This is a genomic window from Flavobacterium maritimum (genome assembly GCF_040049085.1).
GTDB lineage: Bacteria > Bacteroidota > Bacteroidia > Flavobacteriales > Flavobacteriaceae > Flavobacterium > Flavobacterium maritimum.
On record NZ_JBDLZY010000006.1, the window covers coordinates 266,623 to 293,228 of the forward strand.

The 26,606-nt window shown below is 33.7% G+C and carries 29 protein-coding genes; 12 read left to right on the top strand and 17 right to left on the bottom strand.

From position 1 onward, the window contains the following. Positions 1 to 11 precede the first annotated feature (11 nt). The 3 genes from ABEB23_RS14410 to tsaB are packed head-to-tail and all read left to right on the top strand — an operon-like array spanning position 12 to position 3,402. On the top strand, positions 12 to 1,376 hold the full coding sequence (locus ABEB23_RS14410) for a TolC family protein (protein ID WP_348813309.1): 1,365 nt from the start codon (positions 12 to 14) through the stop codon (positions 1,374 to 1,376). Positions 1,377 to 1,383: 7 nt separating this feature from the next. Further along, complete coding sequence (locus tag ABEB23_RS14415; RefSeq protein ID WP_348813310.1) at positions 1,384 to 2,676, top strand: efflux RND transporter periplasmic adaptor subunit; 1,293 nt, start codon at positions 1,384 to 1,386, stop codon at positions 2,674 to 2,676. 57 nt (positions 2,677 to 2,733) lie between these two features. Beyond that, positions 2,734 to 3,402: a tRNA (adenosine(37)-N6)-threonylcarbamoyltransferase complex dimerization subunit type 1 TsaB gene (gene tsaB / locus ABEB23_RS14420; protein WP_348813311.1), complete on the top strand. Its 669-nt coding sequence runs from the start codon at positions 2,734 to 2,736 to the stop codon at positions 3,400 to 3,402. On the opposite strand, the gene ABEB23_RS14425 is transcribed toward tsaB, so the two are convergent. The 4 genes from ABEB23_RS14425 to ABEB23_RS14440 all read right to left on the bottom strand — a co-directional run bounded on the left by ABEB23_RS14425 (position 3,403) and on the right by ABEB23_RS14440 (position 6,281). After that, on the bottom strand, positions 3,403 to 4,230 hold the full coding sequence (locus tag ABEB23_RS14425) for a mechanosensitive ion channel family protein (RefSeq protein WP_348813312.1): 828 nt from the start codon (positions 4,228 to 4,230) through the stop codon (positions 3,403 to 3,405). Positions 4,231 to 4,311: 81 nt separating this feature from the next. After that, positions 4,312 to 4,797, bottom strand: a complete 486-nt coding sequence (locus ABEB23_RS14430) for a YtxH domain-containing protein (RefSeq protein ID WP_348813313.1) — start codon at positions 4,795 to 4,797, stop codon at positions 4,312 to 4,314. A 276-nt stretch (positions 4,798 to 5,073) separates the two neighbouring features. Next, on the bottom strand, positions 5,074 to 5,274 hold the full coding sequence (locus ABEB23_RS14435; protein WP_348813314.1) for a dodecin family protein: 201 nt from the start codon (positions 5,272 to 5,274) through the stop codon (positions 5,074 to 5,076). 107 nt (positions 5,275 to 5,381) lie between these two features. Further along, on the bottom strand, positions 5,382 to 6,281 hold the full coding sequence (locus ABEB23_RS14440; RefSeq protein WP_348813315.1) for a NifU family protein: 900 nt from the start codon (positions 6,279 to 6,281) through the stop codon (positions 5,382 to 5,384). A gap of 167 nt (positions 6,282 to 6,448) precedes the next feature. Here ABEB23_RS14440 and ABEB23_RS14445 point away from each other — a divergent pair, with 167 nt between their 5' ends. Both ABEB23_RS14445 and ABEB23_RS14450 read left to right on the top strand, forming a co-directional pair. Continuing rightward, on the top strand, positions 6,449 to 7,435 hold the full coding sequence (locus ABEB23_RS14445; RefSeq protein ID WP_348813316.1) for a PorP/SprF family type IX secretion system membrane protein: 987 nt from the start codon (positions 6,449 to 6,451) through the stop codon (positions 7,433 to 7,435). Positions 7,436 to 7,452: 17 nt separating this feature from the next. Continuing rightward, positions 7,453 to 7,968 carry a gamma carbonic anhydrase family protein gene (locus ABEB23_RS14450; protein ID WP_348813317.1) on the top strand — a complete coding sequence of 172 codons (516 nt, stop codon included), beginning with the start codon at positions 7,453 to 7,455 and terminating at the stop codon, positions 7,966 to 7,968. 16 nt (positions 7,969 to 7,984) lie between these two features. On the opposite strand, the gene ABEB23_RS14455 is transcribed toward ABEB23_RS14450, so the two are convergent. From ABEB23_RS14455 to ABEB23_RS14475, 5 genes are all read right to left on the bottom strand, one after another. Then, positions 7,985 to 8,698, bottom strand: coding sequence for a LytR/AlgR family response regulator transcription factor (locus ABEB23_RS14455; RefSeq protein ID WP_348813318.1), 714 nt, complete (start codon positions 8,696 to 8,698; stop codon positions 7,985 to 7,987). A 146-nt stretch (positions 8,699 to 8,844) separates the two neighbouring features. Further along, positions 8,845 to 9,933 (bottom strand): sensor histidine kinase, encoded by a 1,089-nt coding sequence (locus ABEB23_RS14460; RefSeq protein WP_348813319.1) that lies wholly within the window; start codon positions 9,931 to 9,933, stop codon positions 8,845 to 8,847. After that, the gene (locus ABEB23_RS14465) at positions 9,934 to 10,293 is read right to left on the bottom strand and encodes a DUF4907 domain-containing protein (protein WP_348813320.1); all 360 of its coding nucleotides are present in this window, start codon (positions 10,291 to 10,293) and stop codon (positions 9,934 to 9,936) included. Next, positions 10,283 to 11,275, bottom strand: a complete 993-nt coding sequence (locus ABEB23_RS14470; RefSeq protein WP_348813321.1) for a Kelch repeat-containing protein — start codon at positions 11,273 to 11,275, stop codon at positions 10,283 to 10,285. Before ABEB23_RS14470 ends, ABEB23_RS14465 begins: the two co-directional genes overlap by 11 nt. A gap of 15 nt (positions 11,276 to 11,290) precedes the next feature. After that, positions 11,291 to 12,106, bottom strand: a complete 816-nt coding sequence (locus ABEB23_RS14475) for a DUF6268 family outer membrane beta-barrel protein (RefSeq protein ID WP_348813322.1) — start codon at positions 12,104 to 12,106, stop codon at positions 11,291 to 11,293. 263 nt (positions 12,107 to 12,369) lie between these two features. Between ABEB23_RS14475 and ABEB23_RS14480 the strand changes: the two genes are divergently transcribed. Both ABEB23_RS14480 and bamG read left to right on the top strand, forming a co-directional pair. After that, on the top strand, positions 12,370 to 13,701 hold the full coding sequence (locus tag ABEB23_RS14480) for a DUF4270 family protein (protein ID WP_348813323.1): 1,332 nt from the start codon (positions 12,370 to 12,372) through the stop codon (positions 13,699 to 13,701). Beyond that, a complete protein-coding gene (gene bamG / locus ABEB23_RS14485) occupies positions 13,702 to 14,937 on the top strand; it encodes a BamG family beta-barrel-assembly machinery protein (RefSeq protein WP_348813324.1) in 1,236 nt (411 codons plus the stop codon). A gap of 1 nt (position 14,938) precedes the next feature. Here bamG and murI read toward each other — a convergent pair whose 3' ends face one another. The 8 genes from murI to ABEB23_RS14525 all read right to left on the bottom strand — a co-directional run bounded on the left by murI (position 14,939) and on the right by ABEB23_RS14525 (position 23,340). Beyond that, positions 14,939 to 15,715, bottom strand: coding sequence for a glutamate racemase (gene murI, locus ABEB23_RS14490; protein WP_348813325.1), 777 nt, complete (start codon positions 15,713 to 15,715; stop codon positions 14,939 to 14,941). A 113-nt stretch (positions 15,716 to 15,828) separates the two neighbouring features. Continuing rightward, complete coding sequence (locus ABEB23_RS14495) at positions 15,829 to 16,329, bottom strand: OmpH/Skp family outer membrane protein (protein WP_348813326.1); 501 nt, start codon at positions 16,327 to 16,329, stop codon at positions 15,829 to 15,831. 25 nt (positions 16,330 to 16,354) lie between these two features. Beyond that, positions 16,355 to 17,410, bottom strand: coding sequence for an OmpH/Skp family outer membrane protein (locus tag ABEB23_RS14500; RefSeq protein WP_348813327.1), 1,056 nt, complete (start codon positions 17,408 to 17,410; stop codon positions 16,355 to 16,357). A gap of 34 nt (positions 17,411 to 17,444) precedes the next feature. Further along, positions 17,445 to 20,204 (bottom strand): BamA/OMP85 family outer membrane protein, encoded by a 2,760-nt coding sequence (locus tag ABEB23_RS14505; protein WP_348813328.1) that lies wholly within the window; start codon positions 20,202 to 20,204, stop codon positions 17,445 to 17,447. Beyond that, a complete protein-coding gene (gene uppS, locus ABEB23_RS14510; RefSeq protein ID WP_348813329.1) occupies positions 20,137 to 20,877 on the bottom strand; it encodes an undecaprenyl pyrophosphate synthase in 741 nt (246 codons plus the stop codon). The genes ABEB23_RS14505 and uppS overlap by 68 nt, the downstream gene beginning before the upstream one ends. A 3-nt stretch (positions 20,878 to 20,880) precedes the next feature. Beyond that, positions 20,881 to 21,564: a type IX secretion system protein PorG gene (gene porG / locus ABEB23_RS14515; protein ID WP_348813330.1), complete on the bottom strand. Its 684-nt coding sequence runs from the start codon at positions 21,562 to 21,564 to the stop codon at positions 20,881 to 20,883. Positions 21,565 to 21,736: 172 nt separating this feature from the next. After that, entirely contained in the window at positions 21,737 to 22,621 is an 885-nt protein-coding gene (locus ABEB23_RS14520; RefSeq protein WP_348813331.1) for an NAD kinase, read from the bottom strand. A gap of 59 nt (positions 22,622 to 22,680) precedes the next feature. Next, positions 22,681 to 23,340 carry a CBS domain-containing protein gene (locus ABEB23_RS14525; RefSeq protein ID WP_348813332.1) on the bottom strand — a complete coding sequence of 220 codons (660 nt, stop codon included), beginning with the start codon at positions 23,338 to 23,340 and terminating at the stop codon, positions 22,681 to 22,683. Positions 23,341 to 23,454: 114 nt separating this feature from the next. Here ABEB23_RS14525 and ABEB23_RS14530 point away from each other — a divergent pair, with 114 nt between their 5' ends. From ABEB23_RS14530 to ABEB23_RS14550, 5 genes are all read left to right on the top strand, one after another. Beyond that, positions 23,455 to 24,168 carry a pyridoxine 5'-phosphate synthase gene (locus ABEB23_RS14530; protein ID WP_348813333.1) on the top strand — a complete coding sequence of 238 codons (714 nt, stop codon included), beginning with the start codon at positions 23,455 to 23,457 and terminating at the stop codon, positions 24,166 to 24,168. Positions 24,169 to 24,285: 117 nt separating this feature from the next. Continuing rightward, positions 24,286 to 25,053: an alpha/beta fold hydrolase gene (locus ABEB23_RS14535; RefSeq protein ID WP_348813334.1), complete on the top strand. Its 768-nt coding sequence runs from the start codon at positions 24,286 to 24,288 to the stop codon at positions 25,051 to 25,053. Between the two features lie 51 nt (positions 25,054 to 25,104). Further along, positions 25,105 to 25,449, top strand: coding sequence for a phage holin family protein (locus ABEB23_RS14540; RefSeq protein ID WP_348813335.1), 345 nt, complete (start codon positions 25,105 to 25,107; stop codon positions 25,447 to 25,449). Positions 25,450 to 25,539: 90 nt separating this feature from the next. Then, positions 25,540 to 25,896, top strand: a complete 357-nt coding sequence (locus tag ABEB23_RS14545; protein ID WP_348813336.1) for a hypothetical protein — start codon at positions 25,540 to 25,542, stop codon at positions 25,894 to 25,896. Positions 25,897 to 26,043: 147 nt separating this feature from the next. Beyond that, positions 26,044 to 26,604: a DUF3347 domain-containing protein gene (locus tag ABEB23_RS14550; RefSeq protein WP_348813337.1), complete on the top strand. Its 561-nt coding sequence runs from the start codon at positions 26,044 to 26,046 to the stop codon at positions 26,602 to 26,604. The last annotated feature ends 2 nt before the right edge of the window (positions 26,605 to 26,606 follow it).

The following is a 26,606-nucleotide window of genomic DNA, read 5'->3' on the forward strand; positions in this document are numbered from 1 at the left end:
ATTCAAAGTATATGAAAAAAAATAGTTGTATCAGTTTCGTTTTTATTTTGCTGTTTGGACTTTCAGTTCAGGGGCAATCAAAAAAGTGGACTTTAGAAGAATGTGTAAAGTACGCAATAGACAATAATATTTCCATCAAACAAACCGAATTAGACTCTAAGACGGCAGAAATTGATAAAAAAGGCGCAATAGGAAGCTTTATTCCTTCTTTTAATTCGAATGCCTCGCACTCTTGGAATGTGGGTTTAAATACAGATCCTACAACAAACGTTAAACGTAATCAAACTACTCAATATACATCGATAGGTGCAGGTGTTGGTTTTGATATTTACAAAGGAATGCAAAATCAAAATACGCTTCGAAAAGCAAATCTTTCTATTGTTGCAGCCAAGTATCAATTAACAAAAATGCAGGAAGATGTGGCGCTGAATGTTGCTAATGCATTCTTGCAGGTGCTTTTTAATAAAGAAAATCTAAAAGTGCAACAAGAGCAGCTGGCTATAAATGAAAAACAATTAGTGCGTTCAGAAGAATTGGTGAAAGCCGGTTCGGTTCCAAGAGGTGATTTATTAGACATAAAAGCCACTGTAGCTACAAATAATCAAAATGTTATTGCTGCCGAAAATGCCTTGTTGATTTCCAAATTAAGTTTAGCCCAATTATTACAATTAAAAGAATTTTATGATTTTGATGTAACAGATGAGACTACAGCAAAAGACGAAAACAACATACTGGCTCAAACTCCAATTGCTATTTATGAAAAAGCAAAAGAAGAGAGAACTGAATTGAAAATTGCTAAAACCAATCTGGAAATTGCCCAAAAAAATGTGGCTATTGCAAAAGGAGGTTTTCAACCTACATTACAAGGTTTTTACAATTTTAACAGTACAATTTCTTATGCTGATACTTATACGATGGTAGATGGTGTACTTGTACCGCAAGCCGCACGTCCTTTTGGAGAGCAGTTTAATGATAATAAAGGTCAGGCTTTTGGAGCACAATTATCAATTCCTATCTTTAACGGATATTCTGCAAGAAACAATGTGGAACGTTCTAAAGTGAATTTGGAAAAGTCAAAAATTGCTGTGGAGCAACAGGAATTGGATTTGCAGCGAAATGTATATACCGCGTTTACGGATGCTAAAGGCGCAATGAATGCTCATGAATCTTCAATTGTAGCATTAGAATCAAGACAAGAAGCTTATAATTACGCTAAAGAAAAATATGCAGTGGGTTTAATGAATTCGTTCGATTTTAATCAGTCACAAACCTTGCTAACTAATGCGCAATCAGAAGTTCTTAGAACCAAATATGATTACATCTTTAAAATCAAAATATTAGAATTTTACTTTGGAATTCCGATTATCAAAAACTAAATTTATTATGTCAAAAAAAACAATTTATATCTTAATAGGATCAGCATTAGTAATTGTTGCTTTATTGGTAACACTTTCAAAATCTGGGGTTATCGGAAATAAGGATAAAGGGAAAGAGGTTGAAATAGCAAAAGTGGAAGCCACAACAATTGTTGAGACTGTTTCTGCTACAGGAAAAATTCAACCGGAGATTGAAGTGAAAATAGCTTCTATGGTTTCGGGTGAAATTATTGAATTGCCAATAAAAGAGGGTCAGGTCGTTAAGAAAGGCGATTTATTAGTTAAGATAAATCCAGATTTATATACTTCCGGTTTGAACCGAAGTGTAGCAAATTTATCAGGTGCTAAATCGACCCTAAATCAAGCAGAGGCCTCATTTAATGAAGCGAAAACAAGTTATGATAGAAACAAAGTGTTATTTGGGAAAGGAATTATTTCAAAATCAGATTGGGATAAAGCTGTAGCTTCTTTTGAGGTAGCAAAGGCAAACAAACAAACCGCTTATTTTAATGTGCAGAGCGCCTCAGCATCAGTAATTGAAGCTAAAGATAATCTTGGAAGAACAACTATTTATGCTCCAGCAGATGGTACTATTTCTGTATTGAACGTGGAACTTGGTGAAAGAGTTTTAGGGACACAGCAAATGGCAGGAACAGAAATTTTGAGAGTGGCCAACTTGAATAATATGGAAGTGGAAGTGGATGTGAATGAAAATGATATTGTCAAAATTAAGGTTGGAGACGAGGCGAAAGTAGAAGTAGATGCTTATTTGAAGAAACAATTTAAAGGTGTGGTTACTAGTATTTCCAATTCGGCCAGTTCTACTTTGACAGCTGATCAGGTAACTAATTTTAAAGTTAAGGTCAGAATTCTTAAAGAATCCTATCAGGATTTATTAAAGGGGAAACCAGATACTTACTCTCCTTTCAGACCTGGAATGACTGCAACGGTTGATATTATTACCAAAACAAAGGCGAATGTTTTGTCAGTGCCAATAAGTTCAGTAGTTGTTAAATCAGATACTGCGGCAGTTAAGGAAATCAAAGTAGATGATCCTCAATCTGAGGAGAATAAAGTGAAACCAAAGAGTGACAAAAAGTTTGAATGCGTATTTGTTAAAGTCGGAGATAAAGCTAAAATCAGAATCATAAAAACAGGTATTCAGGATGATGCTAATATTGAAGTTTTAACAGGTCTAAAAAAGGGCGATGTGGTCATCACTGGACCTTATACTACAGTATCAAAGGAATTGAATTCCGGGGATAAAGTAGTTTTAAAAACAGAGAAAGATAAGAAGTAAGTAGGTCGAATAGTTGTAATTTCGATTAAAACTTTAAACTATAAAATTTAAATTATTTTGTCTTACATATTAAATTTAGAGACCGCTACTAAAAACTGTTCTGTTGCGCTTGCAAAAGAAGGGAAAACGATTATTTATAAAGAAATTGCAGACGAAGGCTATTCCCATGCCGAACGTCTGCATGTTTTTATAGAAGAAGTTATAAAAGAAGCAGGGATTTCAGTAAATGATTTGGCTGCCATTGCAGTAAGTCAAGGTCCCGGCTCTTATACGGGATTACGAATAGGTGTTTCGGCAGCTAAAGGTCTGTGTTACGCATTAGGTATCCCTTTGATTGCAGTTGATACCTTGCAAATATTAGCTTCCCAGACAAATATTTCGGAAGGACTGATTGTTCCAATGCTTGATGCTCGACGAATGGAAGTGTATAGTGCTATTTTTACTCCTGATTTTGAAAACCAACGCGCTACTAAAGCGGAAGTAATCACAGAAGATTCATTTGACGATTTTGAGAAAAAGCTTTATTTTGTGGGTGATTGTGCGGATAAATGCAAGTCGGTACTGACTAAGGAAAATTTTGTTTTTTTGGAAGATATAAAGTTTCCATCGGCAAAAGAAATGAGTTCGTTAAGTTTTTTGAAGTACAAAAAAAACGACACTGTTGATGTCGCTTATTTTGAACCTTATTACTTAAAAGATTTTATGATTACTACTTCAAAGAAGTAATTATGAGTTATTCTTAGAAAATTCTTTGACAAAGGGTTGTATGACAATTCCGGCAGTATCAAATGCCTGTTTGCAATTCTCTAGGGTTTCAGAGAAAACAGAGCCGTAATCTTCATTGTTTGCCCAAGGTCGTACGGCAAGCTGTATGGCGTTATCAGTCAGGTTTTTTACTGAAACTTCGGCTGCTGGTGTCTGTAGTATTTTAGGGTTGTTTTTTAGTACGGCTGTGATAATATCTTTGGCTTTCTTAATATCGGTGTCATAGGAAATAGCAATCGTTAAATCAGCTCTTCTAAATCCTTGCAGGGAGTAATTGATAATGGTGCCATTTGATAAAGATCCGTTTGGGACAAAAATAGTTTGATTGTTGCCCGTGATCAGTTTGGTTACAAATATTTGTATTTCACTAACGACACCCGTTACTCCTTGTGCTTCGATGGTGTCACCAACTTTAAAGGGTTTGAACAGTATAATCAGCATTCCTCCGGCAAAATTAGATAAGGATCCCTGTAGTGATAAGCCAACTGCAAGTCCCATAGCTCCAAGAATTGCCACAAATGAAGAAGTTTCTATCCCTAGTTTTGAGATGAAAGTAACAAATAAAAGGCCTCGTAAGACCCATAGTAAAATATCAGCCAGGAATTTAGTTAACGTAGGATCTAGTTGTCTTTTAATCATGATTCTCCTAATGAATCTGTTGATAAGACGGATAACGTAAAGACCCACAAAAAGGATTGTAAATGCAGAGATCACTTTTGGGGAATAATCAATCAATAATTCGACGAAAGTATTGGCATAAGTAGTTAGCTGATTTGGATTCAAGTTCATTTTTTAAATAATAAAAACCCTCTCAAAAGAGAAGGTTTGTGTTTGTGTGGCAAAGATATAAATTAAATTTTTTTCTTAAAATTAATCAGCATCTTCTACGTTTTTTTTCTGTATTTCTTCCAGGTTTTTAGTTCCGTTTTCACCCGAATCTATCGTTGTGATTTCTGCTTCTTCGATTAGAATTTCTGTTTTTTCAGAGGTTGCTTCAGTATTGCTTTTCAAGCGTTCCAATACGTCTCCTAAAATTATACCCGCTTTATCCGAATATTCATCTAGGGTTTCTTTTGCTTGTCCTGCAAATTCTTCAGCTTTCTCTATAATTGGATTAACGGCTTCTTTTATTTTTTCTATTGTTTCTTCAGCTGCTATTTCTGCTTTTTCTATAATTGGAACGGCAGTTTCTTTTGCTTTTTCTACAGTTTCTTCTACAATTGTTTCTGCTTTTTCCAAATAAGGGGTTGAAGCTATTTTTGCTTCTTCTGCAGCAATTTCTGCTTTGTTGGCAATTTCGTTGGCAGTTTCTTTGGCAGAATCAAATAAATTTTTAAAAAATGATGATAGTCCCATAGTGTTTTTACAGTTTGATTAGTCTACAATGATAAACAAATTTTTTCAGTATTGCTTTATTAAATTATTAATAATTTACTGAAAATCAGGTGGTGGTAAAAAGTGTGGTTTCTTGGTTGTGGCGTTCATGTGGCTTTTTTAGCCCAGATAGCAGTGGAAATCCTTTTTATTTTTTCTTTAAAAATAAAAAGATTAAAACGGATAGCTGGAAATAGCTTCTGAAAATAAAAAAAGCGTCTCTTATGAAACGCTTAAAATTAATGCTTAAAAATTAATCTATTCTAGCTCGAAAGTTAATTTTAAAGTAACTCTGTATTCAGTAATCTTACCATCATTTACGGCAGCACTATGATCTTTAATATATACAGAGCGTATTTTTTTTAATGATTGTGACGCCTTGGCAACTCCTTTTCGAGTTGCGTCTTCCCAGCTAATTTCTGAATTAGCCAATACTTCAATTACTTTTAAAACTGACATAATTTCTATTTGTTAAATTAGCTATTAAAGGTACTTGATTTAAATATTTTATTAGTAAATCAAATATTTTTTTAATTTAATATTAACATTGTCAGTTGGTTAAGTATTTATGCGTTTATTGCTTCTACTTTGATGCTTTCATCATTCAACATGCTTTTTAACATGTTTTCAATACCGCTTTTTAAGGTAAAAGTAGAGGAAGGGCATCCGCTACAGGCGCCTTGTAAAATTACTTTTACGGTTTTGTCAGCTTCGTTGTAAGAATCAAAGGCAATATTTCCACCATCAGCAGCAACGGCCGGTTTTACATATTCTTCCAAGATATTGATGATTTGTTGTGAGGTAACATCTAAATTGTCGAATTCTTGGTTTTTATTGTTCTCTTCTACGGTTGCAGCTTGAAGGAAATTTTCATCTAATACAGTTCCACCGTTTTCAATATATTGTTTGATGAAACTTCTTAGTTCTAATGTGATTTCCTGCCAGTCATTGATGTCGTATTTGGTTACAGAAATGTAATTTTCGTCAATGAAAATTTCTTTTACATAAGCAAATTTGAATAATTCTTTGGCTAATGGTGAAGAACCGGTTTGGTCAATATTTTTATACTCTACCGCCGTTTTGGTCAACATTCTGCTTACCACAAATTTTAAAGCAGCCGGATTAGGAGTGGTTTCTCCATAAACAGTGATAGGCTGTTTTTTTGTTTTGTTTTCTTGTTCGGCAATTATGATTCCGCCATTATTGACATAGTTTTCTATTTGCTCGGCTACAGCATCTTTTACATCATCCCATTCTACGATGCTAAATCTTTCGATGGCGATGAAATTTCCCGATATGTAAACTGTTTTTACAAAAGGAAGATAAAAAAGTTGTTGTGCAAGTGGAGAAGTTTTTGCCTCGTCTATATTTTTAAATTCAAAACTTTCATTTTGAGTAATAAAGTCTGGGAATTCAAATTTTAATATGGTCGGGTTTTGGGTCTCTTTTATAATAATTTTTGTCATGATCAATTGTATTTTTTTGCAAATTTAGTGAAGTTATTTTCTATGAATAACTATATTTGGTTTTTAATGTAATAAATTAACTTTATTTTAGTTATGTAAGGGATTATTTGTTTTTTTATCTAATCCTTATTGTTATTTTAGCCCAAATTTTATATAAAACTGCCCCGATGTATATCAAAATTAAATTTTTAGTTACCCTTTTTTTTATTAGTCTTTATTCTTATTCTCAGGAAGGAATCCCAGTTTATTCAGATTATTTATCAGATAATTATTATTTAGTTCATCCTTCAATGGCCGGAGCTGCAAATTGTGCTAAATTGCGATTAACAGGCCGGAAACAATGGTTTAACCAAGATGAAGCGCCAGAGTTGCAAACCTTAAGTTTTAATGGAAGAATTGGAGATAAATCAGGTGCAGGTATTATTCTTTTTAATGATAAAAACGGATATCACTCTCAAAAAGGAGTTAAACTAACCTACGCCTACCATCTTATGTTTTCCAGAGATGAGATCGATTTGAATCAGTTGTCTTTTGGTATCAGTGGAGGATTGATTCAAAGTCAATTGGATGAGTCTGAATTTTCAGGATTTGACCCTATTGTATTTGGACAAGTTCAGGAGGATTCTTATTTCAATGTTGATTTTGGATTTTCTTATAATTATTTAAATTTCTATGCCCATGCTACTGTTCAGGGGGCAATTGAAACCAGACGAGAAATTTATACAGAATTTGAAAGCGATAATCTAAGAAAGTTTCTTTTAAGTGCGGGTTATGTTTTTGGAGATAAAGACAAGATATTATGGGAGCCTTCTATTTTATTTCAGTTAATTGACAAAACCAAGGAAAAATCCATTGACCTTAATTTAAAAGCCTATAAAGAGTTGGATTTTGGAAGAATTTGGGGAGGTTTATCATATAGAAGAAGTTTTGATGGTGCGGAATACATCAATGGTACTGATGTTTCAACTCAAAAATTGCAATATATCACTCCTATTGTAGGGATTAATTTTGATAAATTTATGTTTGCCTATACTTATTCGAGTGTATCAGGTGACGTAAAATTTGATAATGGAGCCTACCATCAAATAACTTTGGGGATTGATTTGTTTTGTCGACCAGACAAATACGAATGTAATTGTCCAGCTATTAATTAATTGTAATTGGGAATCTCATGTTGATAAAATCGGTTAACGGAATAGAGCCATCAATACCTGAAGATTGTTATGTGGCTGAAAATGCAACAATTGTTGGTGATGTAACTTTTGGAAGTTCGTGTAGTGTGTGGTTTAATGCAGTTATTAGGGGAGACGTAAACTTTATCACAATCGGAAATAAAGTTAATATTCAAGATGGTGCAGTTATTCATTGTACCTATCAAAAACATCCCACAATAATTGGTAGTAATGTTTCTATTGGGCATAACGCCATTGTTCATGGATGTACGATTCATGATAATGTATTAATAGGAATGGGTGCTATTGTAATGGATAATTGTGTGATAGAAAGTAATTCTATTATTGCGGCCGGAGCTGTAATTACACAAAATACTGTAGTACCGTCAGGGAGTATTTACGCGGGTGTTCCTGCTAAAAAAGTGAAGGACATCAACCAATCTGATTTTGCCGGAGAAATAGAGCGTATATCAAATAATTATGTGATGTATTCCAGTTGGTTTAAGGAAGAATAGATTTTGGCTTCTTAGGCTATAAATTGATCTTTTCGAAAAATGCTGTCTTATAACTTTCGCTGATCGGTATTCTTTTTTCGGTAATTATAACTTTGTTCTTCTGAATGGATTTTACGTGTTTTATATTGATGATATATGATCGATGAATTCTCGCAAATCCCTTTGACGAAAGTAAGTTTTCCAGTTTAATAAGGCTAATTAAGGTTAGGGTATATTTATTGTCAGTGGTATATATTTTTACATAATCCTTCAAGCCTTCGATATATAAAATATCAGAAAAATTCAATTTTACATTTTCGTATTCAGCTCGGACAAACATAAAATTCTGATCAATTTCCGGGATTGAAACCGGATTGGTGTTTAAAGACAATGGCTGTGGATTGAAAATCTGTTGCGCCCTTAAAACCGACTTTAAAAATCGATGAAACGGAATAGGTTTTACCAAATAGTCAACGGCTCCGAGATTAAACCCTTCTACTGCATAATTAGAATAAGCAGTTGTAAATATGATTAATGGTTTTTTTTCGATAGCATTAATAAAATCAATTCCTGAAAAATGGGGCATTTCAATGTCCAAAAAAATCAAATCTACATGAGACTGATTGATGATTGAGATTGCATCTATGGCATTGGTAAATGTGTTTACTAATTCAAGAGTGTCTACTTTACTGACAAATTCTTTTAGTAAATCAACAGCTAATGGCTCATCATCTATAATTACACATTTCATTTATTTACTATTAAGGATTCGATAAGATATTTGAATTAATACTCTGGCAAAAGTATTTGGAAACAGGGTATTTATGTTCTAAAATTTCGTTAAAAAGGTGTAGGGACATTTTTTATTTTTTCTTTCTGGGATATTAAAAGACGATTTTAATGAATGGTTGTCTGGAGCCCGTCCAGTTCTAAATTCAAATGAACTTTATAGAATTGGTTTTCTTCTGTTATTGTCAGTTTATGTGCATTCGGGTAAAGAAGGGCCAGACGATTTTCTATATTTGTCATCCCAATCCCGGAATTTTCTGGGTCTTTTGTTTGGTTTTCTACTTTATTCTCAACCCAGAAATCGAGAATGTTATTTTCTATGGTTATTTTTATTTTGACGTAAGCCGCTCCTTTATAATCCGTACCATATTTGAAGGCATTCTCAATGAATGAAATTAATAGCAAGGGCTCAATGAATTTATTTTTTGTTTCACCATGAATATTGATGGTGATATTTTCAATATTGTTCAATCGCAATTTTTGCAGCTCAATGTAGTTTTGAATGTAATTAATCTCTTTTTCCAGTAAAACAAATTTATTGTCAGTTTCATAAAGCATATACCGCATTAATTCAGACAAAGTTACTATGGCGTCTGGAACCAGATCTGATTTTTTATGTGCCAATGAATAAATACTATTGAGTGAATTGAATAAAAAATGAGGATTGGTCTGTTTTCTTAAATAAATTAATTCGGTATTTGTTCTATGGGTTTCAGCAATTAATTTGTTTTGCTCATTGTTATAAAATTCGGATAATGTTCGAATAATAGTGCTGACAGCAGCGATTAAAACATAGAAAAAAGAGCCCGCTATTTTAAAATAAAAAGGTTGTTTTTTCTTAAAAAGAGGATTTCGTATTATTTCGTTCCCTGAAGGACCCATCATTCTTGGGGGTCTCATTTCTCGGAATTCTGGTATGAAATATTGAACACGAATAATCATAAAAATAATAATGAGCACAATCAGAACAACAAAATAAGGCCAGTATTTTTTTTGTAAAAGCAGAGCAGGTACCAGATAGTAGAAATTGAAATAAAACAAAATGATTCCGGTAAGCCATTGTATATAAAAATCAGCGTTGATTCGAAACGGACTTTCATAAAATTGGATTAAAGATGTAATAACGAAGAAACCCCAAATAATACCATGAAATAGTATTTTGTTGGAATTGTTATTTCTCAATGGAGCAAAGTTCATTTATGTTTTTATATTTAATGCAATTAAATCCTTTTTGGTTACTGTTGGAGACAAATCATCGTTCAGTCTTTGTAATACTAGGTTTCCGACTTTCAGAGCGTCATTTTTAGTTTTAAAGCTTTTTAATTCGCTAATAACGGGTATGATTGTTTGTTTTATAATTATCTTTTCTTGATGAACTATAACATAACCCCATCCGGTAGGGGTTTTGAAAGAGTGAATCGTGAGGTTATTATTTTTATTGCAGCCAATAATTAGTACCAGTCCCAACAAAAGTAATAAAGTATTCTTGGCTATTCGAAAAGAAAAATTCTTCTGGAGGGTTGTCCAGAAGAATTTGGTTTTGATATTAGTTATCATCGTCATCTTGTTCTTCTAAAGGTTTAAATTCCCATGAATCGTCAAAGTAGGCAGTTCCTGTTCTTCCAAGCATAACAAAACCTCTTTCATTGATTGAAAATCCTATTGCATCTGTTCTTGCAGACCCTTCTAATGGTGTTTTTTCTTCCCAGATATCTGTTGCTGGATTGTATTCCCAGATCGTTTTTGAACTTTCCCCACAGGCAACATAACCCAGACCATTTATAGAGAAGCTCGATGCATTTGAACGGGCAATTAAGTAATTATCGTGGTCATCTTCATCATCGTCTAAATCTCTTTTTCTGGTCCAAACATCAGTTGCAGGATCAAATTCCCAAAAGTCAACCTGGTAAGTACCGCTATTGATTCCGGTTCCTAAATACGCTTTGTCATCAATTATAAATACAGTTGCATTTCGTCTTTTATTTCCGCTAAAACCGTTCACTAGTGTCCATGTGTTTTCGGTTTGATTGTATTGGTAAAAATCTTTCAGATAGTTTCCGTCATAACCTGTACCAAAATAGGCTTTGCCTCCCACCTGAAATCCAACTGCAGAATAGCGTGCTGTACCAACAAAATCAGCTTTTTGCTCCCAAGTATTGGTGCTTGGATTGTATTCGTAAAAATCTTTTAATTTATTTGTTCCGTCGTAACCAAGACCCACATAACCTTTACCATTTAATTCAAATCCCGAAGCAGAACTTCTTTTTACACCTGTAAAATCGGCTTTTTGTTCCCAATAGTCACCCGTCGAGTTGTAGGCCCAAAGATCTTTTAGATATTCATCACCTGTATAGCCAGTTGTCACATATGCATAGGTGCCAATCACAAAGGAGGTTGCGCTGGATCTGGCAGGTCCATCAAATGAAGATTTTTTCACCCAGTTTCCTAGGATTTCTTCATCTTCTTCATTGCTGCAGCTAACAGATATTAGACCGATAATAAGTGTTGCGAATAATATTCCTTTTTTGAAACGATTCATAATGTAGTGTGTTTATTAATATTTGTATTTTATGCCAATATTTAAGATGTAGCCGTTATTTATGTTGAAATCAAAATTTGTAGTTCCATCACTGTTTTCTAATGTATATTTTTTATTAAAATCGTATCCTCCTTTTAAAGTGACGAACCAGTTCGTATCCATGTTTCTTTCGTATTCTAGTAATGAAGTCATTTGTGAAAAGCTTGCTTTTGAGGCTGTATTGTAATAGTCTATAGTTCGTGGGTAATCTAAATTGTAATATTTTCCATTAAAGCTGTTTGTTATGCTGAATTTATTTCGAATATTATTTGAGTAGGATATTTTTGAGTTTGGAAAACCAATTTCCATGTATGAGTCTCCATTAATTTGATGATAGAAAGAAAAAGAGGGCAGGATTTCAGGTTTGCCAAAAACAGTTGTTCTTCCTATTCCAATGTTAATTTTGTTTTTGGTATTTAGTTCATGACTGATGCCCAGATTGCCTAAAATAGAGAGGTCTTCAAAGTCAATAGTGTTTTCATAATTGAAGGTGGGTGTCATTTCAAAATTCAATTTTGTTTTCTCGCTAAGCTGATGTGATAGTTCAAAAGTGTTTTCGAAACTGTTATACTGATTCAGATTATTTTGTAAACCATAATTTTCTATTTGATAATTAACATCAGTTTTACTGTATTTGAATGTGTTTGTTATTTTAGTTTTAGTATTTATATTCCCAAAAACGCTAAGTCCAAACCCAGTCTCATTTATGGTTATTTCTTCTGTAGGTGCTGTTTTGATATTCAATTCGAGGGAAAAGCCATTTTGACCTAAGGCACTATAAATTGGTATCATAAACAGAATTGCTGTTAAAGTCTTTATTCTCATTATTTGTTTATTGGTCCAAAAGTATAAGTCCTGTTTATTTTAAAAAAAGAAGATATATAAGTGACCTGTTTATATAGACAGAATGGCAAATAATTGGGGTGAATCAGTAATCTCGACCCGAATGCTAATCATAGATGTTTTATTGCTTTTTATAGATGAAATAGGGATGACGGTATATGTTATTATGCCTTCTTAAAAGGGGTCTTATATATTTGTCCAAAAAAATATTTATGTACAAGAGATTCTTAGTGTTCTTTTTTGGTTTGGGTTTAATCTCGTGCAATTCGGATGCTGATGCGGGTGAGTTTGTTGTTGGAGCCGATTATTTAGCTGTTAATAATAAGGTGATTTTAATTGATACTGTCACTGTTGAAGTTGGGACAATTAATTTTGATTCTTTGGTTACCTCTAATAAAAGCAGAATTTTGGTTGGGAATTACGATGATCCGATTTTTGGAAAAGTCAAATCAGACAGTTATTTTCAACTGTCAACCGGAAACTATGCGCTTTATAATTTAAGCTCTGATACGGATGCAACCAATTATGTTTTCGACTCTATTGCCATGATTCTGAAATACGATAATTATTTTTATGGAGATACTACAAAAGTTCAGTCTTTGAGTATTCATCGGTTGACTCAAAATGTAAAGGCAGTTTCTGACGATGAGGATAATGTCAATTTTTACAATAACTCTACTTTGAGTTATGATGCGCAAAGTTTGGGAGACATCAGTTATGTACCGTATCCCAGGGGGAGGGATTCTATTAATATAAAGATGTCTAATGATTTTGGGAGTGATCTTTTTTTAAAGTTAAAAAAGCGGGAGTTAACAAATCTGGATGAGTTCACAGCATATTTGAAAGGGTTTGTACTGAAATCTACTTCGGGAGGTTCTTCTTCAGTAATTGGGTTTAATTCGTCTAGTGTAGTTCGGTTGTATTATTCCAAATATCAGGACGAGTCCGAAACATCTTTGGTAAAGAATTTTTCGATTTTGGATGCCACCAAACAATTCAATAATATATCGTTGGACAGAACTGGTACAATCATTCAAGATTTACCTGTTTCTACCAGTAAATTATCAAGTTTACAAACCGAAAATAAAGCTTTTATTCAATCAGGAACCGGAATGGCCTGTCGCATTGATTTTCCAAATATCAAGCAGTTGAAATACATTGCTGAAAAAGGAGCAATTGTAGATGCTGAATTAATAGTAAGACCAGTTAATAATTCCTATTCGGACACTTATCCTTTGGTGGACTCTTTACAGGTTTTTGTCAGTGATAAATTAAATAGAATTAAAGGATCATTATACAATTCTGAAGGGAATGTAATTTATGCGACACTGAATAAAGCAACAGATGAATTTAATGAAAATGTGGGGTACAAAATTCCTCTTGGATCTTTTTTGCAAAGTGAAATGGTAAAACAGTCGGACACGAAGTACTCTTTAATTCTTACGCTACCAAGTATTTCGAAGGCGGTCGACAGACTTGTCTTGGGAGACCAGAAAAATGCTGGAAATAAAGTGCAATTGAAAATTTATTACATTACTTATTAAATGAAAAATAAAATAATAGTTACAGGTTTGCTAGTCTTTATGTCGATCGCTTCCTTCTCACAAAGTATTTCCAGTTCCCCTTATTCTCTTTACGGTTTAGGGAGTTTATATGAGTCTGATTTTGGATTACTTCCCGCTATTGGTTCATCGGGGATGGCTTTACCTTCGGATCGATTCATCAACAATTTAAATCCGGCTTCTTTAGCGTTTATGTACAGGAATCATTTTTTGTTTGATGTGGGTGGTAAATCTATTTTAACAAGCTATGAAGATGATTCCAAAAAAGAAAGCAGGAAGAATTTTCAGTTTTCCCATATAGCATTTGCTTTTCCTATAACAGCGAAATCGGCTTTTAGTATGGCTTTAAAACCCTATTCGAGTTCAACTTTTAAAATATCTAATTTGACTATGCCAATTCAAGATAGTCAGGAAAGCTATGTTTTGGATGTTACTGGTTCTGGAGGATTAAATGACTTTGATGTTTCTTATGGTTATCGTGTCAATAATAAATTAGCTTTGGGACTTTCGACTTCTTTTCTTTTTGGAAACACTACAGATGATCGAAGTTATACGATTTCCAGTTCCGTTACTAATATCTTTAAAAAAACATATTATAGCGGGATAAGGCCTGTTCTTGGTGCTCAGTTTAAGGTTGATTCTACTTTTACGGTAGGAATGAAGTTAAAATCACCAACAAGAGTTCGTGCTACGAAAGAACAAACGGTTAGTTCTGTGAATACTTCTACCACTATAGTTGTTGAATCCGAACTTCAGTCAGAGACGGATGATTATTATATGCCTTCAGAATTTGGAATTGGATTCAGCAAGGTTTTTAAAAACAATTTAAATCTTACTTTTGATTATGAAAAAGCATTGTGGGAAAATACTAATCAGTCTGAATTATATGGAACTTTTGTCAATCAGGATAAGTTTGCTTTAGGTTTTTCTTTTAAAAAACAAAAAGCATATAGAAGTTATTTTGACCGAATTCAGTATGCTGCAGGTCTAAATTATGATACTGGTTATCTTGAAATTGATAATAAGAGGCTTGATAATAAATCAATCTCAGTAGGTCTTTCGCTTCCAATTGAAAATACATTTTCGGCATTAAATGTTACCTATTCATACGGGCAAAAAGGAAGAATCAGCAACAGTCTCATCAAGGAAAACTATCATAAGTTATCTCTTAATTTGTGCTTGGATGGAATCTGGTTCGTTAAACGTAAGATAGAGTAAATCAGAAATCTATTTCTTCTATTTTGTATTTGTTTTCTAAAATTTCGGATAATACTTTCGGATCTGAATTAGTATAAAAAATAGGAGTACTTTCTTCGGCTGTTGAAAAACCCACCTGATCTCTTAAGATGTTTTGAGTTTGTTTGGCAACGGCTTGACCAGAATCGATAATCTGGATATGTGGAGGAAGTATTTTTTTTATTTGCGGAATCAGATAAGGATAATGGCTGCATCCTAAAACAAGGTAATCTATGTTTGCTTCTATCATTGGAGTTAGATAGGAGTGAAGCAATTTTGACATTTCAGGTGAATTGATTTGTCCACTTTCAATTAGTGTTACCAGTCCGTGGCCTACCTGTTCAATGATTTTTGTGTCATGAAACATTTCAGTGGTTTTATTAAATAATTCACTGTTTAATGTTCCTTGTGTGGCAAGAATTCCTATTATTTGAGTTCTGGAATTAGTGGCAGCAGGTTTGATTGCCGGTTCGATACCGATAAAAGGGACGCTGTATTTAGATCTTAATTCCTGTATTGCATTTGTGGTCGCCGTATTACAGGCTATGACGATCAGTTTGCAATTCATCTTAAGCAGAAAATCAGTGTTTTTCATGCTTAAATCAATAATCTCTTGTTTTGATTTTTGACCGTAAGGAGCATTCCTGCTGTCGGCCAGGTAGATGGTTTTTTCATTGGGAAGGAGTTGATGGATTTCTTTCCAAATCGATGTTCCCCCAATGCCGGAGTCGAAAATTCCTATAGGTTGATTGTTGTTCATAGTAACAAAGTTACGTGCTAGAGATTAAATATCCTAAAAAATTATAATATGGCAAAAAAAAACTGCTCTATCCTGAATTTGGGATGAGCAGTTTTTTTTAAGGTAGTTTTATATTAAAAACCTAAATCTTTTTTTACATCAGCAGTCAAGTTTGGACCATCTGCAAGTAAAAGACTTGAACCATCAAGAACATATTGGAATCCTTTTGCTTTTCCTACTTTTTGAATAGAAGCTCTAACTTTTTCCATTAATGGTTTTACGATATCAGATTCTTTTTGTTGTAATTCTTTTTGAGCATTGTCTCTAAAGTCAACGATTCTTTTTTGCATGTCTTGAACTTCTTTAGAACGTTCTCCGTTTACTGCGTCTGTAACAGTTGTAGCCTCAGCTTCGTATTTTTTTAGTTTTGCTTGGTATTCTTCAACCATTTTTTTATAATCGGCATCATAAGTAGTGCTCAATTTTTCCAGTTGTTTTTGAGCATCTAACATTGCTGGCATTTTTGACATAATTTCACTTACGTCAACGTGAGCTGTTTTTGCTTGAGCAGTAATAGTTTGAGATGCTCCGAAAACAAGTATTGCAGCAATTAGTAAAGTTTTGATTTGTTTCATCGTGTTTAAAATATTTATTAATTAATTATTGTTTAGTATCTTGCTTTAATTGTTCTTCTTTTAACTTTTCTTCTTTTAATTTTTCTTCGTTTGCTTTTTTAAGAGCTTCTCTTTCTTCGAGCGTTTTTTTCTTTTTCTCCTCTAATGCTTTTTTACGTTCTTCTATGACTCTTTTTCGTTCCTCAAGTGTTTTCGCTCTTGCGTCAGCTTGTTCTTTTTTTGCTTGTTCTGAAGCCGTTTTTACAGAATCACTTTCTGGAGTCGCTGTTGTCGGAGTTGTTGTTTTAGAATCCTCTGTCGTTTTTGCAGTGGCAGAAACCGTGCCATTTTTTTTAGCTTCTCTTTCTGCTAACAGTTGCTTTCTTCTGTCTTCAAATTCTTTTTTCTTTTGTTCCTGAAGCAATTTTCTTTCTTCAAGGATTAGGTCTCTGGCTGCTTTCTTTGCATCTAAAGCTTTTTGTCTCTCTGCCAATGCAGGGTTTTCATCTATTGCATCTTCTGCATTTTCCTTCGCCTCTTCTTCTTTTAATTGTTTCTTAGATAGCTGTTCCCTTTTTTCGGTGCGGTTTAAAATACGTAGTACCTGATCGCTAATGTCAAATCTTTTTGCTGCAAAAAGCATGGTGAAATCCGAAGATTTATCAAATATGAAATCATATTTTTTAGTTTCTGCAATATCTTGAACGGCTGTAAATATTTGGTCTTGGATTGGTTTTGCCAAAGCTGATTTCTGGGTGATTAAATCACCGTAGGCACCAAACCTTTTTTGCTGATAGTCCAATCTTTCGTTTTCAAGAAACTTGATTTCAGTTTCCCTTTCATCAATAAGTTCTTTAGTCAGTAAGGGACTTTCTGCTTTTAAAGCCTCTTTCAGTTTATCTATTTCATTTTTTTTAGTTTCAATTTCTTGTTTCCATTTTTGTGCCTTTTGATCTAACTGGGTTTGGGCTTCTTTATAATCGGGTACATTCTCTAAAATGTATTCCATATCAATATAACCAACTTTGGTTCCCCTTGTTTGTGCCTGGGTTATAGTTCCTGTAATGGCGGCTAAAAATAGAAATAAAAATTGTTTTCTCATAACTTTAATGTATTAGAAAAATTTGTTTCAAATTTTAAAACTGTTGCCCAATGATAAAGTGGGTTTCCCAACCATTTGGAGTTGATGATTTCGTATTTGGTCCTGTTGGTAATCCATCAAATCCATAACCGAAATCAATTCCCAATAATCCAAAGGCAGGCATAAATACACGTAAGCCAGCTCCTGCAGAGCGATTTAATGAAAATGGGTTGTAATTTTTTAAAGTGTCAAAAGATGAACCTGCCTCTAAAAATGTTAACGCATAAATCGATGCTGATGCTTTTAATGTTATTGGATAGCGCATTTCTAATGAGAATTTGTTGAATACAGTGGCTCCAATTGGTTCTCCCGAAGTGTTTACCGGAGTCAAAGAATTATTTGGATATCCTCTTAATTGGATTGTTTCCCTTCCATCCATAGAATAATTCGCTAATCCATCTCCTCCTAAATAGAATCTCTCAAAAGGAACAATACCTCTGTCTTGATTATAGGCACCCATGAATCCAAATTCTGATAAAGTTCGGAGTACTAATTTACCATAAATTTTTGTATACCAGTCTGCTTTGAATTTAATTTTGTAATATTCTAGCCAGTTGAACTTCTTTTGGTCTACTAAAGCTGGATCTGCTGCAGCATCCTGATAGTTAGCAACACTATTTGGGTATGGATTTGAAGAAGTTGGAACAGCTTCTAAATAATCGCCTGCGTTTACTTGAACTCCATTGGATCCGGTGTATGTGGATCCTTTATAAACGTATTTATATTCCTCTTGATTTTCCAGGTCTGCATAATCAACTCCATTCATCAAAGAATATGGAGGTGTTAATTTTGCCGTTACATTAAACTCAGAACCGTATGTTGGGAAAATTGGATTAACTCCTTTATTGCTTCTTGTTAATCCTACCGTATAAGCTAAGTTTCTTGAAGCTCCATCTCCAAATGAAAATAATCCCGTATAATAGTTGTGTAAGTCATAATGTTGGTAACTCACGGATTGTGATAATACAAAATAATCATCTGGCACAGTAAGTCTTTTAGCTAGTCCTGCCGATATAGTCAAGATGTTAAAGCTTTTACTTTTATCCACTTTTTGAGTCACATAATTGTTTTCATATTGCTGACTGTAGGATAGAGATGAGCTGAATTGTACCGGTTTCTTTCCTCCAAACCATGGTTCTGAAAATGATAAACTATAGGTTTGAAAATAGGTACTGGCTTGTAATCGTAAAGACACTTTTTGACCGTCTCCCATTGGTAGCGGTTTATAAGCTTCTTTGTTAAACATATTTCTGGCCGAAAAATTGTTAAAGGACAATCCTAAGGTACCGATGAAACCGCCTCCACCGTAACCACCCTGAAGTTCTATTTGACTGGAGCCTTTTTCTACTAAATTGTATTCTATATCAACGGTTCCTGCACCTGCGTCCACATTTTTGAATTTTGGATCAATTGCCTCAGGATCAAAAAATCCTAGCTGACCGATCTCACGGATAGTTCTTACCAACTCTTCTTTGCTATATTTTTCGCCTGGTTTTGTTCTTAACTCTCTGTAGATGACATGATCGTTTGTTTTGTCGTTTCCAACTACGGTAATTTTGTTGAAATAAGCTATTGGACCTTCGGTAACTCTAATTTCAAAATCGATGGTGTCGTTGGCTGTTTTTACCTCAACGGCATTAATGTTAGAAAATAAATAACCATTGTTTTGATATAAATTAGTGATGTCTTCACCATCTGGTTTTGATTTATCAGCGATTCTTTTTTCTAATAAAACGCCATTGTAAATGTCACCTTTTTTAACACCTAGAACTCTGCCTAAACCTTCATCGGAATATACCGTATTACCTAAGAATTTAATGTCGCCAAAATAGTATCTGTTTCCTTCATTAACCTTTATTTTGATTGCTAAAGAGTTTTTTTCTTTGTTGTAAGCTACAGAATCTGAAAGAACTACTGCGTCTCTGTATCCTTTTTCTTTGTAAGCTTCAACTACTTTTTCTAAATCAGTTTTGTATTTGTCTTTAATGAATTTGGAGGCTTTTAGTACACGGAAGAAATTCTTCTGTTTAGTGTCTTTCATTGCACTTCTCAGGTTTTCATCAGTGAGTTTTACATTCCCCTCAAAATCAATATTGTCAATTTTTACTTTTGTACCCTTATCAACGGTAACAAGCATATTTACCTGATTTACAGTTGAAGTGTCGACAACGGTGTTGATGTTGACTTTGGTGTTGTAAAAACCGTCTTTCTTGTATTTATTTTCGATGTAATTTTTGGTAGTAGTAATTAGATTTTCGTTTACTACTTTATTTTTGGTAAGGTTGTTGTCCTTTATTAAGCCCTCTACTTTGCTTTTCTTAACGCCAACAAATTTCACCTCGTTTAATTTAGGTAATTCTTCCAGATTTAAATCCAGATAAATACTGTCATTCTCTACCTTGTTTACATAAAATGAAATTTCATTGAAAAGGCCAAGTTTACCAAGTTTCTTGATTGCGTTACTTATTTGTTCTCCGGGAATAGTGATTTCCTGACCTTTTTCAAGACCTGAAAAAGTAATAACAGTTTGTGTGTTGAAACTTATTTTGCCAATAACGTCTACGTTGGCAAGGATGTATTTTTTTCCTTGGTCGAAAGGAACTCTGTCTTGGGCTTTAATTTGAGAAAAACTTCCAAAAATCAATAGGGTAAGGACTATTTTTATGCTTTTATGTAACACTAAAAAATTATTTAATTTGTTCACTTGTTTTTCCAAATCTACGTTCTCTTTTTTGATAACTAACGATAGCCTCATATAAATCTTGTTCTTTAAAGTCTGGCCACAAGATGTCAGTAAAATATAATTCTGCATAGGCAATTTGCCATAGCAGAAAATTACTTATTCTATGTTCTCCACTGGTTCGTATTAATAAATCTACATCCGGTAAATTTTGCGTGTAAAGATGCTCATTTATAATTGAATCGTCAATAGACTCTATTGAAATTATATTATTTTTAACTTTATTACTGATGTTTCTGACAACATTTACAATTTCTTCCCTTGAACCATAACTTAAGGCTAGGGTTAGGGTTAATCGGGTATTGTTTTTGGTTTTATTCATAACATCTTGAAGCTCTTTTTGCGCTGATTTTGGCAATTTTTCTAAATTACCGATAGCATTCAATTTGATGTTATTGTTTTCCAGTGTGGTAAGTTCCTTTTTTAAAGAGTTGATTAGTACTCGCATTAAGGTTTCAACTTCGAGTTTTGGTCTGTTCCAGTTTTCGGTTGAGAATGCGTACAGTGTAAGGTATTCTATTCCTAATTTAGCACTTGCTTCGATGATTTTTTTTACAGATTTTGTTCCGTTTTCGTGACCAAAGGCTCTCAAAAAGCCTTTTTGTTTGGCCCAACGACCATTGCCATCCATAATAATGGCCAGATGTTTAGGTAATTTGGTCGTGTCTATAGTATTTAGTAAATCCATTTTTTATTCTGCGCAATAACAAGGTGTGTTTCCAAAGGTGTACGTTAGGGTAAGACCTGAAAAAACATACCAGTCATTATTATTTAAGTTTCCAAATCGTAAGTTCTCTAAATTATCATTCGTTGGGTTACTTCCGTCGATATCATCTGCAAAAGTATATCGGGCTCCAACTTCTAATCCTATAATAAAATTGGGGGTAATGTTTGATTTTATTCCCACAATCATTGGGATTGCAACAGTTCCATGATTAGAATCTGACTTTGTTACTCCATTTTCAATATACAAACTATCGTAGTGCACATAGCTTAATCCTGAAAATACATAAGGAGTAGTTTTATTTTTTGATTCATGAAGATTAAATTCGAAAAAATTAAATTCAAGACCGGCGGCGAGTTCTTTTATGTTGTTTTCAAACTGATATCCTCTTAGGTATCTTCCGGCTTCTTTAGAATCAAGGTCGTTCGCTGATATTTTTGATTGGGTATAAGAAAACCGATAAGCATGTCTCGGACTTTTATTCCATTTGTAAAGTATTCCCAGTGCCGGCTCGTTTGGTGCAATATAAGTGGTTGATCCAACATCTCCAATATAGTTACTTCCTCCAAGAAAGACACCGAACTCATGGATTTGAGCATTGAGGGTCATTAATGGGAATAAACATAATAATAAATTAAAAATTTTATTCATTTTACAGAGAATTGCGTGCAAATATAATAATTATCAATACCAATCAATGCCCATTAGGCTAAATGTGATGTTTTTTGAATAATGGGTCTCCCTGATTTAGGTTAAATGGGATTTAATAATAGCAAAACGGGAAAAAGAGGGGGAATCGTATAGAATGAATTTAAATATTAATCTAGTTTCTTTTGTCTTCTCCCCAAAGTAATTTGTTTCGGAGTGTTTTTAGGAATGTTTCTTCTGGGATTTCGACCATATTGATGTGAAAAGGGGTTTTTTTAACAATCAATATTGATTCATTCTTTACGGAAGCAATTCTGGAATCCAACGAAACTAAATATTGGTCATCTCTACCGGAAACACGGAGTCGAATTTCTGTTTCGTCAGGAATTACGAGCGGTCTGGCATTTAGATTGTGGGGAGCGATGGGAGTTATAACTAAACTTTTTACATCCGGTGTCAAAATAGGGCCACCGCAACTAAGAGAATAACCGGTAGATCCTGTTGGAGTGGATACGATAAGACCGTCAGCCCAATAGGAATTTAAAAATTCATCGTTTAGATAGGTTTCTATCGTAATCATTGAGGTGGTATCTTTTCGACTGACTGAGATTTCATTCATGGCAAAATTGATGTCGTCAAAAGCTTCGTTTTCGGGAGAACAAGACAAACTCAATAATGAACGTTCTGAGATTGTGAATTTTTTCTCTATTATGAACTGCATGAATTCTTCAATATTTTCTTTTTGAACCGTAGCTAAGAATCCTAATCGGCCTGCATTTATTCCTAAAATTGGGACTCCTGAATCTCGAACTAGCGTAGCAGCTCTTAAAATTGTTCCGTCACCACCGATGCTTATGAGCATGTCAAAACTGCCATTGAGTTCTGTGTGTGATGAGAATGTTTTGTATTCTTCGTGGATGATTCCTTTCTCATTTAGCATTTTTAGAAATTCTGCCTCAATAATCATCTCAACATTGTTCTTAGTAAAAAAAACAAAAATATCTTTTATAATTGGTTCTGTGCTTACAAGATAATACTGCCCGTATATAGCTACTTTCATCTGTGGTTTATTGATTAGCGGTCTAATAGTTTGTCTGTTCCAATGAAACAACGATTAAACTAGATGTTTAGGTATTTGTCCAAATAATCGGAACGTTCCTTTAAATTATTAATGTAATTGTCTTCGTGATGTTCCGATACAATCTCATAATTATACCTTCTGAAAGTTTGGATTATTTCATTCATGGCGCCCAAACTTACTTTAATTGTGATTTCGATGCTTTCGACATCAGAATCCGAAACAAATAAACCTAAAACTTTCCCATTATTGCTTTCTATAATTTGGGTAATTTGGCTCATCGAATAATCTAAAATGGCTTTTTTTATAATAATTATTCCTCCCGGTTCTTTTAGAAATGGAGTTTCATGAAAAAATTTCATAATGTCGGCTATTTCGTAATACCCTACATATTTATTGTTTTCATCTAAAACAGGAACTATATTGGTTTGGTTTTTTGCAAAAACTTCTAAAACGTCCAACCAAATTAAATTTGTTCGGGCGAAAAAATGTTCAAGCGTATATTTATAATCGCCAACTTTTTTATCTCCGTCAAAAGTTTCTAAATCATCGGTAGCAATGCTTCCAATATAGATTCCCTCTTCAACAACAGGAAAATGTGAAAAGTTCAGATCAATAAGAAAGTCTTGAGCAGCGGCGATAGTTTCCTGGCTGTCAATGGCTCTAAAATCATTGGTAATATAGTTCGCAATCTCTGTCATAAATCAATCCTCAATATTTCATGCAAAATAATCAAAAAAAGGCAAAAACTCCTAAGTTTTACTTTGTATTTTTGTCTCAATAAAATAGTTTTTCGAAAATCAATATCAGTTTATATGACAAAGTTAAGTGTAAATATCAATAAAATTGCAACTTTGCGAAATGCTCGCGGAGGAAATGTTCCCGATTTGTTAAAAGTAGCAACCGATATTCAAAAATTTGGCGGACAAGGAATCACCATTCATCCCAGACCTGATGAACGTCATATTCGCTATCAGGATGCCCGTGATCTAAAAGCCATTGTTTACACCGAGTATAATATCGAAGGAAATCCAGAGAAAAGTTTCATGGATTTAGTTCTCGAAATCAAACCGACACAAGTAACCCTTGTTCCGGATGCAGTTGATGCAATCACATCAAATGCGGGTTGGAATACAATTAAGCACGCAGATTATTTAACCGAAATTGTTCAGGAGTTCCAAAGAAATGGTATTCGCACTTCCATTTTTGTTGATCCGGTTCTCGAAATGATTGAAGGAGCAAAAAAAATAGGCACCGACAGAATTGAATTGTATACGGAATCTTATGCGCATCAATATGGTTTGGGCAATAAAAAAGGGATTGGACCCTACGTTGAGTCAGCAATTTTAGCCAATGAACTTGAATTGGGAATCAATGCCGGACACGATTTAAGTCTCGATAATATTCAGTTTTTCAATCAAAATATTCCAGGATTGTTGGAAGTTTCGATTGGACATGCGCTTATTTCAGAAGCTATTTATTTAGGTTTGGAAAATGTAATCAACATGTATTTGCAAAAATTAAAATAATTAGGGCGTAACCACAAGGGTCGGGCTATGCGTTACAAGTCCTCACAAAACTCCATTTATTCCGTTTTGTTCCGGGCTTTTCACTGCTATCCCTTACGCTCCAAACACAACAACTTCATGCTTTATTCAAAAATAGAAGGTTCAGGCAAACCGCTTTTAATTATTCACGGATTTCTAGGCATGTCCGACAATTGGAAAACTCTGGGTGCACAATTTGCGTCCGATGGTTTTCAGGTTCATTTACTCGATTTACGCAATCATGGCCGAAGTTTTCAGTCGGATGAATTTAGTTATGAATTAATGGCTCAGGATGTATTTGAATACTGCCAGTTCCATAAATTAGAAAAAATTAATATTATAGGACATTCTATGGGAGGAAAAGTAGCAATGCTTTTCGCAACCATGCATCCGGAATTGATAGATAAAGTGATTGTAGCTGATATTGGGCCCAAGTTTTATGCTCCCCATCATCAAGATATTCTTGCAGGATTAAATGCTGTTGATTTTTCAAAAAAACCCAGCCGCAACGAAGTCGAAGAAATTTTGTCGTCCTATATTTCAGATTTTGGAACTAGACAATTTCTGATGAAAAATTTGTATTGGAAAGAACCAGGACAATTGGCGTTCCGATTTAATTTGGACGTTTTCAATAAAAAAATTGACCAAATCGGAAAACAATTGGCGGCCGATTTAATTTCTGAAAAACCGACACTTTTTATCCGAGGCGGAAAATCCAATTATATTTTAGACAGCGATTTCGAAAATATCAAACGTCATTTCCCTAATGCGACTTTGGAGACGATTCCTAATGTTGGACATTGGCTTCATGCCGAAAACCCAACAATGTTTTATCAGTTGAGTAGTTCTTTTTTAAAGACAAATTAAAAATTATTAGATTTTTTACTACATTTAATAAATTTTAAAAATCAGATACTTATGAAATTATTAATTAGAATTCTTCTTACTGCCGCTTTGGTTTTGCTTATATCTAACTTTATGCCCGGAGTTCATGTTGATGGATTTACAACTTCTATTATAGTTGCCATGGTTCTGGGGTTGTTAAATATATTTATAAAGCCCATAATGGTATTGCTTACTTTGCCTTTTACGATAGTGACTTTCGGTCTGTTTTTATTAGTTATTAATGCCTTGATTATATTACTGTGTACAAAAATTGTGGGTGGATTTGTGGTAGATTCTTTCTGGACTGCCTTACTTTTTAGTGTTATCTTGTCCATTTTACAGTCTATTTTGTATGGAATAATTGGTGAGAAAAATTAAAAAACAACTATCCGTAATTTCCAATTAACAGTTTTATAACTAAAGTAAAATCGTTCTTTTTGTATCTTTATCCTTTTGAAAGTATTAAAAATGATCAAACAGGTTTATATATTGCTTCTTGTTTTATTTGGCGCTCTTATAGTGCCAAATAAAGTAGTTGCATGTGGTACTCAAACCGAAAAATCTTGTTGCAGTAAAAAATCTTCTTCGGAAGATGCCAATTGTAATAAAGACAATCATTCAAAAAATAAAAAGAACAACAGTTGTAATGGAAAATGCAATCACTCAACTTGTAGCTTTTCGACAACTCATTTCGGAATAGTTTCTCCTTTTAATTCCGATTTAAAACCAATCTTCGTTTGGTCTGAGAAACAAAGATTTCATTTTTCAGTAAACACTGTTTCTTCAGGGTTTCTTTCCATTTGGACTATTCCTAAAATAGGGTAAATTGTTTTTTTGACAGCCATAAAAGGGTCTTATTTAGAGTATATAAGCGCACTTTAAAAACACATTTTATCGTTAATTACAATTTGATCTTAGTAACATATCTGCTATTTCATAATTGTATACGATTAATTAAAATTTATTTAAACAATGGAAACAAGATTAAAAATAATGATGATAGCATTTACAATATTGTTATCATTCACTTCCTGCAATGCAAAAACAAAAAATACAGAAACAGAAATATCGGATCATTCATCGATGAATGTAGCGCAAGAAGTTTCACAACTGAAAGCAGTTTTTGATAATTATTTTATGTTGAAAGACGCCTTAGTGAAAAGTGATGGCAAAAAAGCTGCTGCAATGGCGAAAGACTTGTCATCATCATTAAATGGGGTAAAAATGGAAACTTTGAAAACAGAGGAACATTTAGTTTGGATGAAAGTGATGAAGGAGTTGAAAGAAGATGCCGGGCGTATTTCTGAAACAGAAGACATAAAGCGCCAACGGGATTATTTCTCAAGGCTTTCAAAAAATATGTACTCCTTAATAAAAGTATCAAAATTAGCCGAGCCGGTGTATTATAATAATTGTCCGATGGTTAATGGGGGCAAAGGAGCCAATTGGTTAAGTAAAGAGAGTGCTATCAAAAATCCATATTATGGATCACAAATGTTAAGTTGTGGTAAAACAATAGAAAAGATACAATAAGT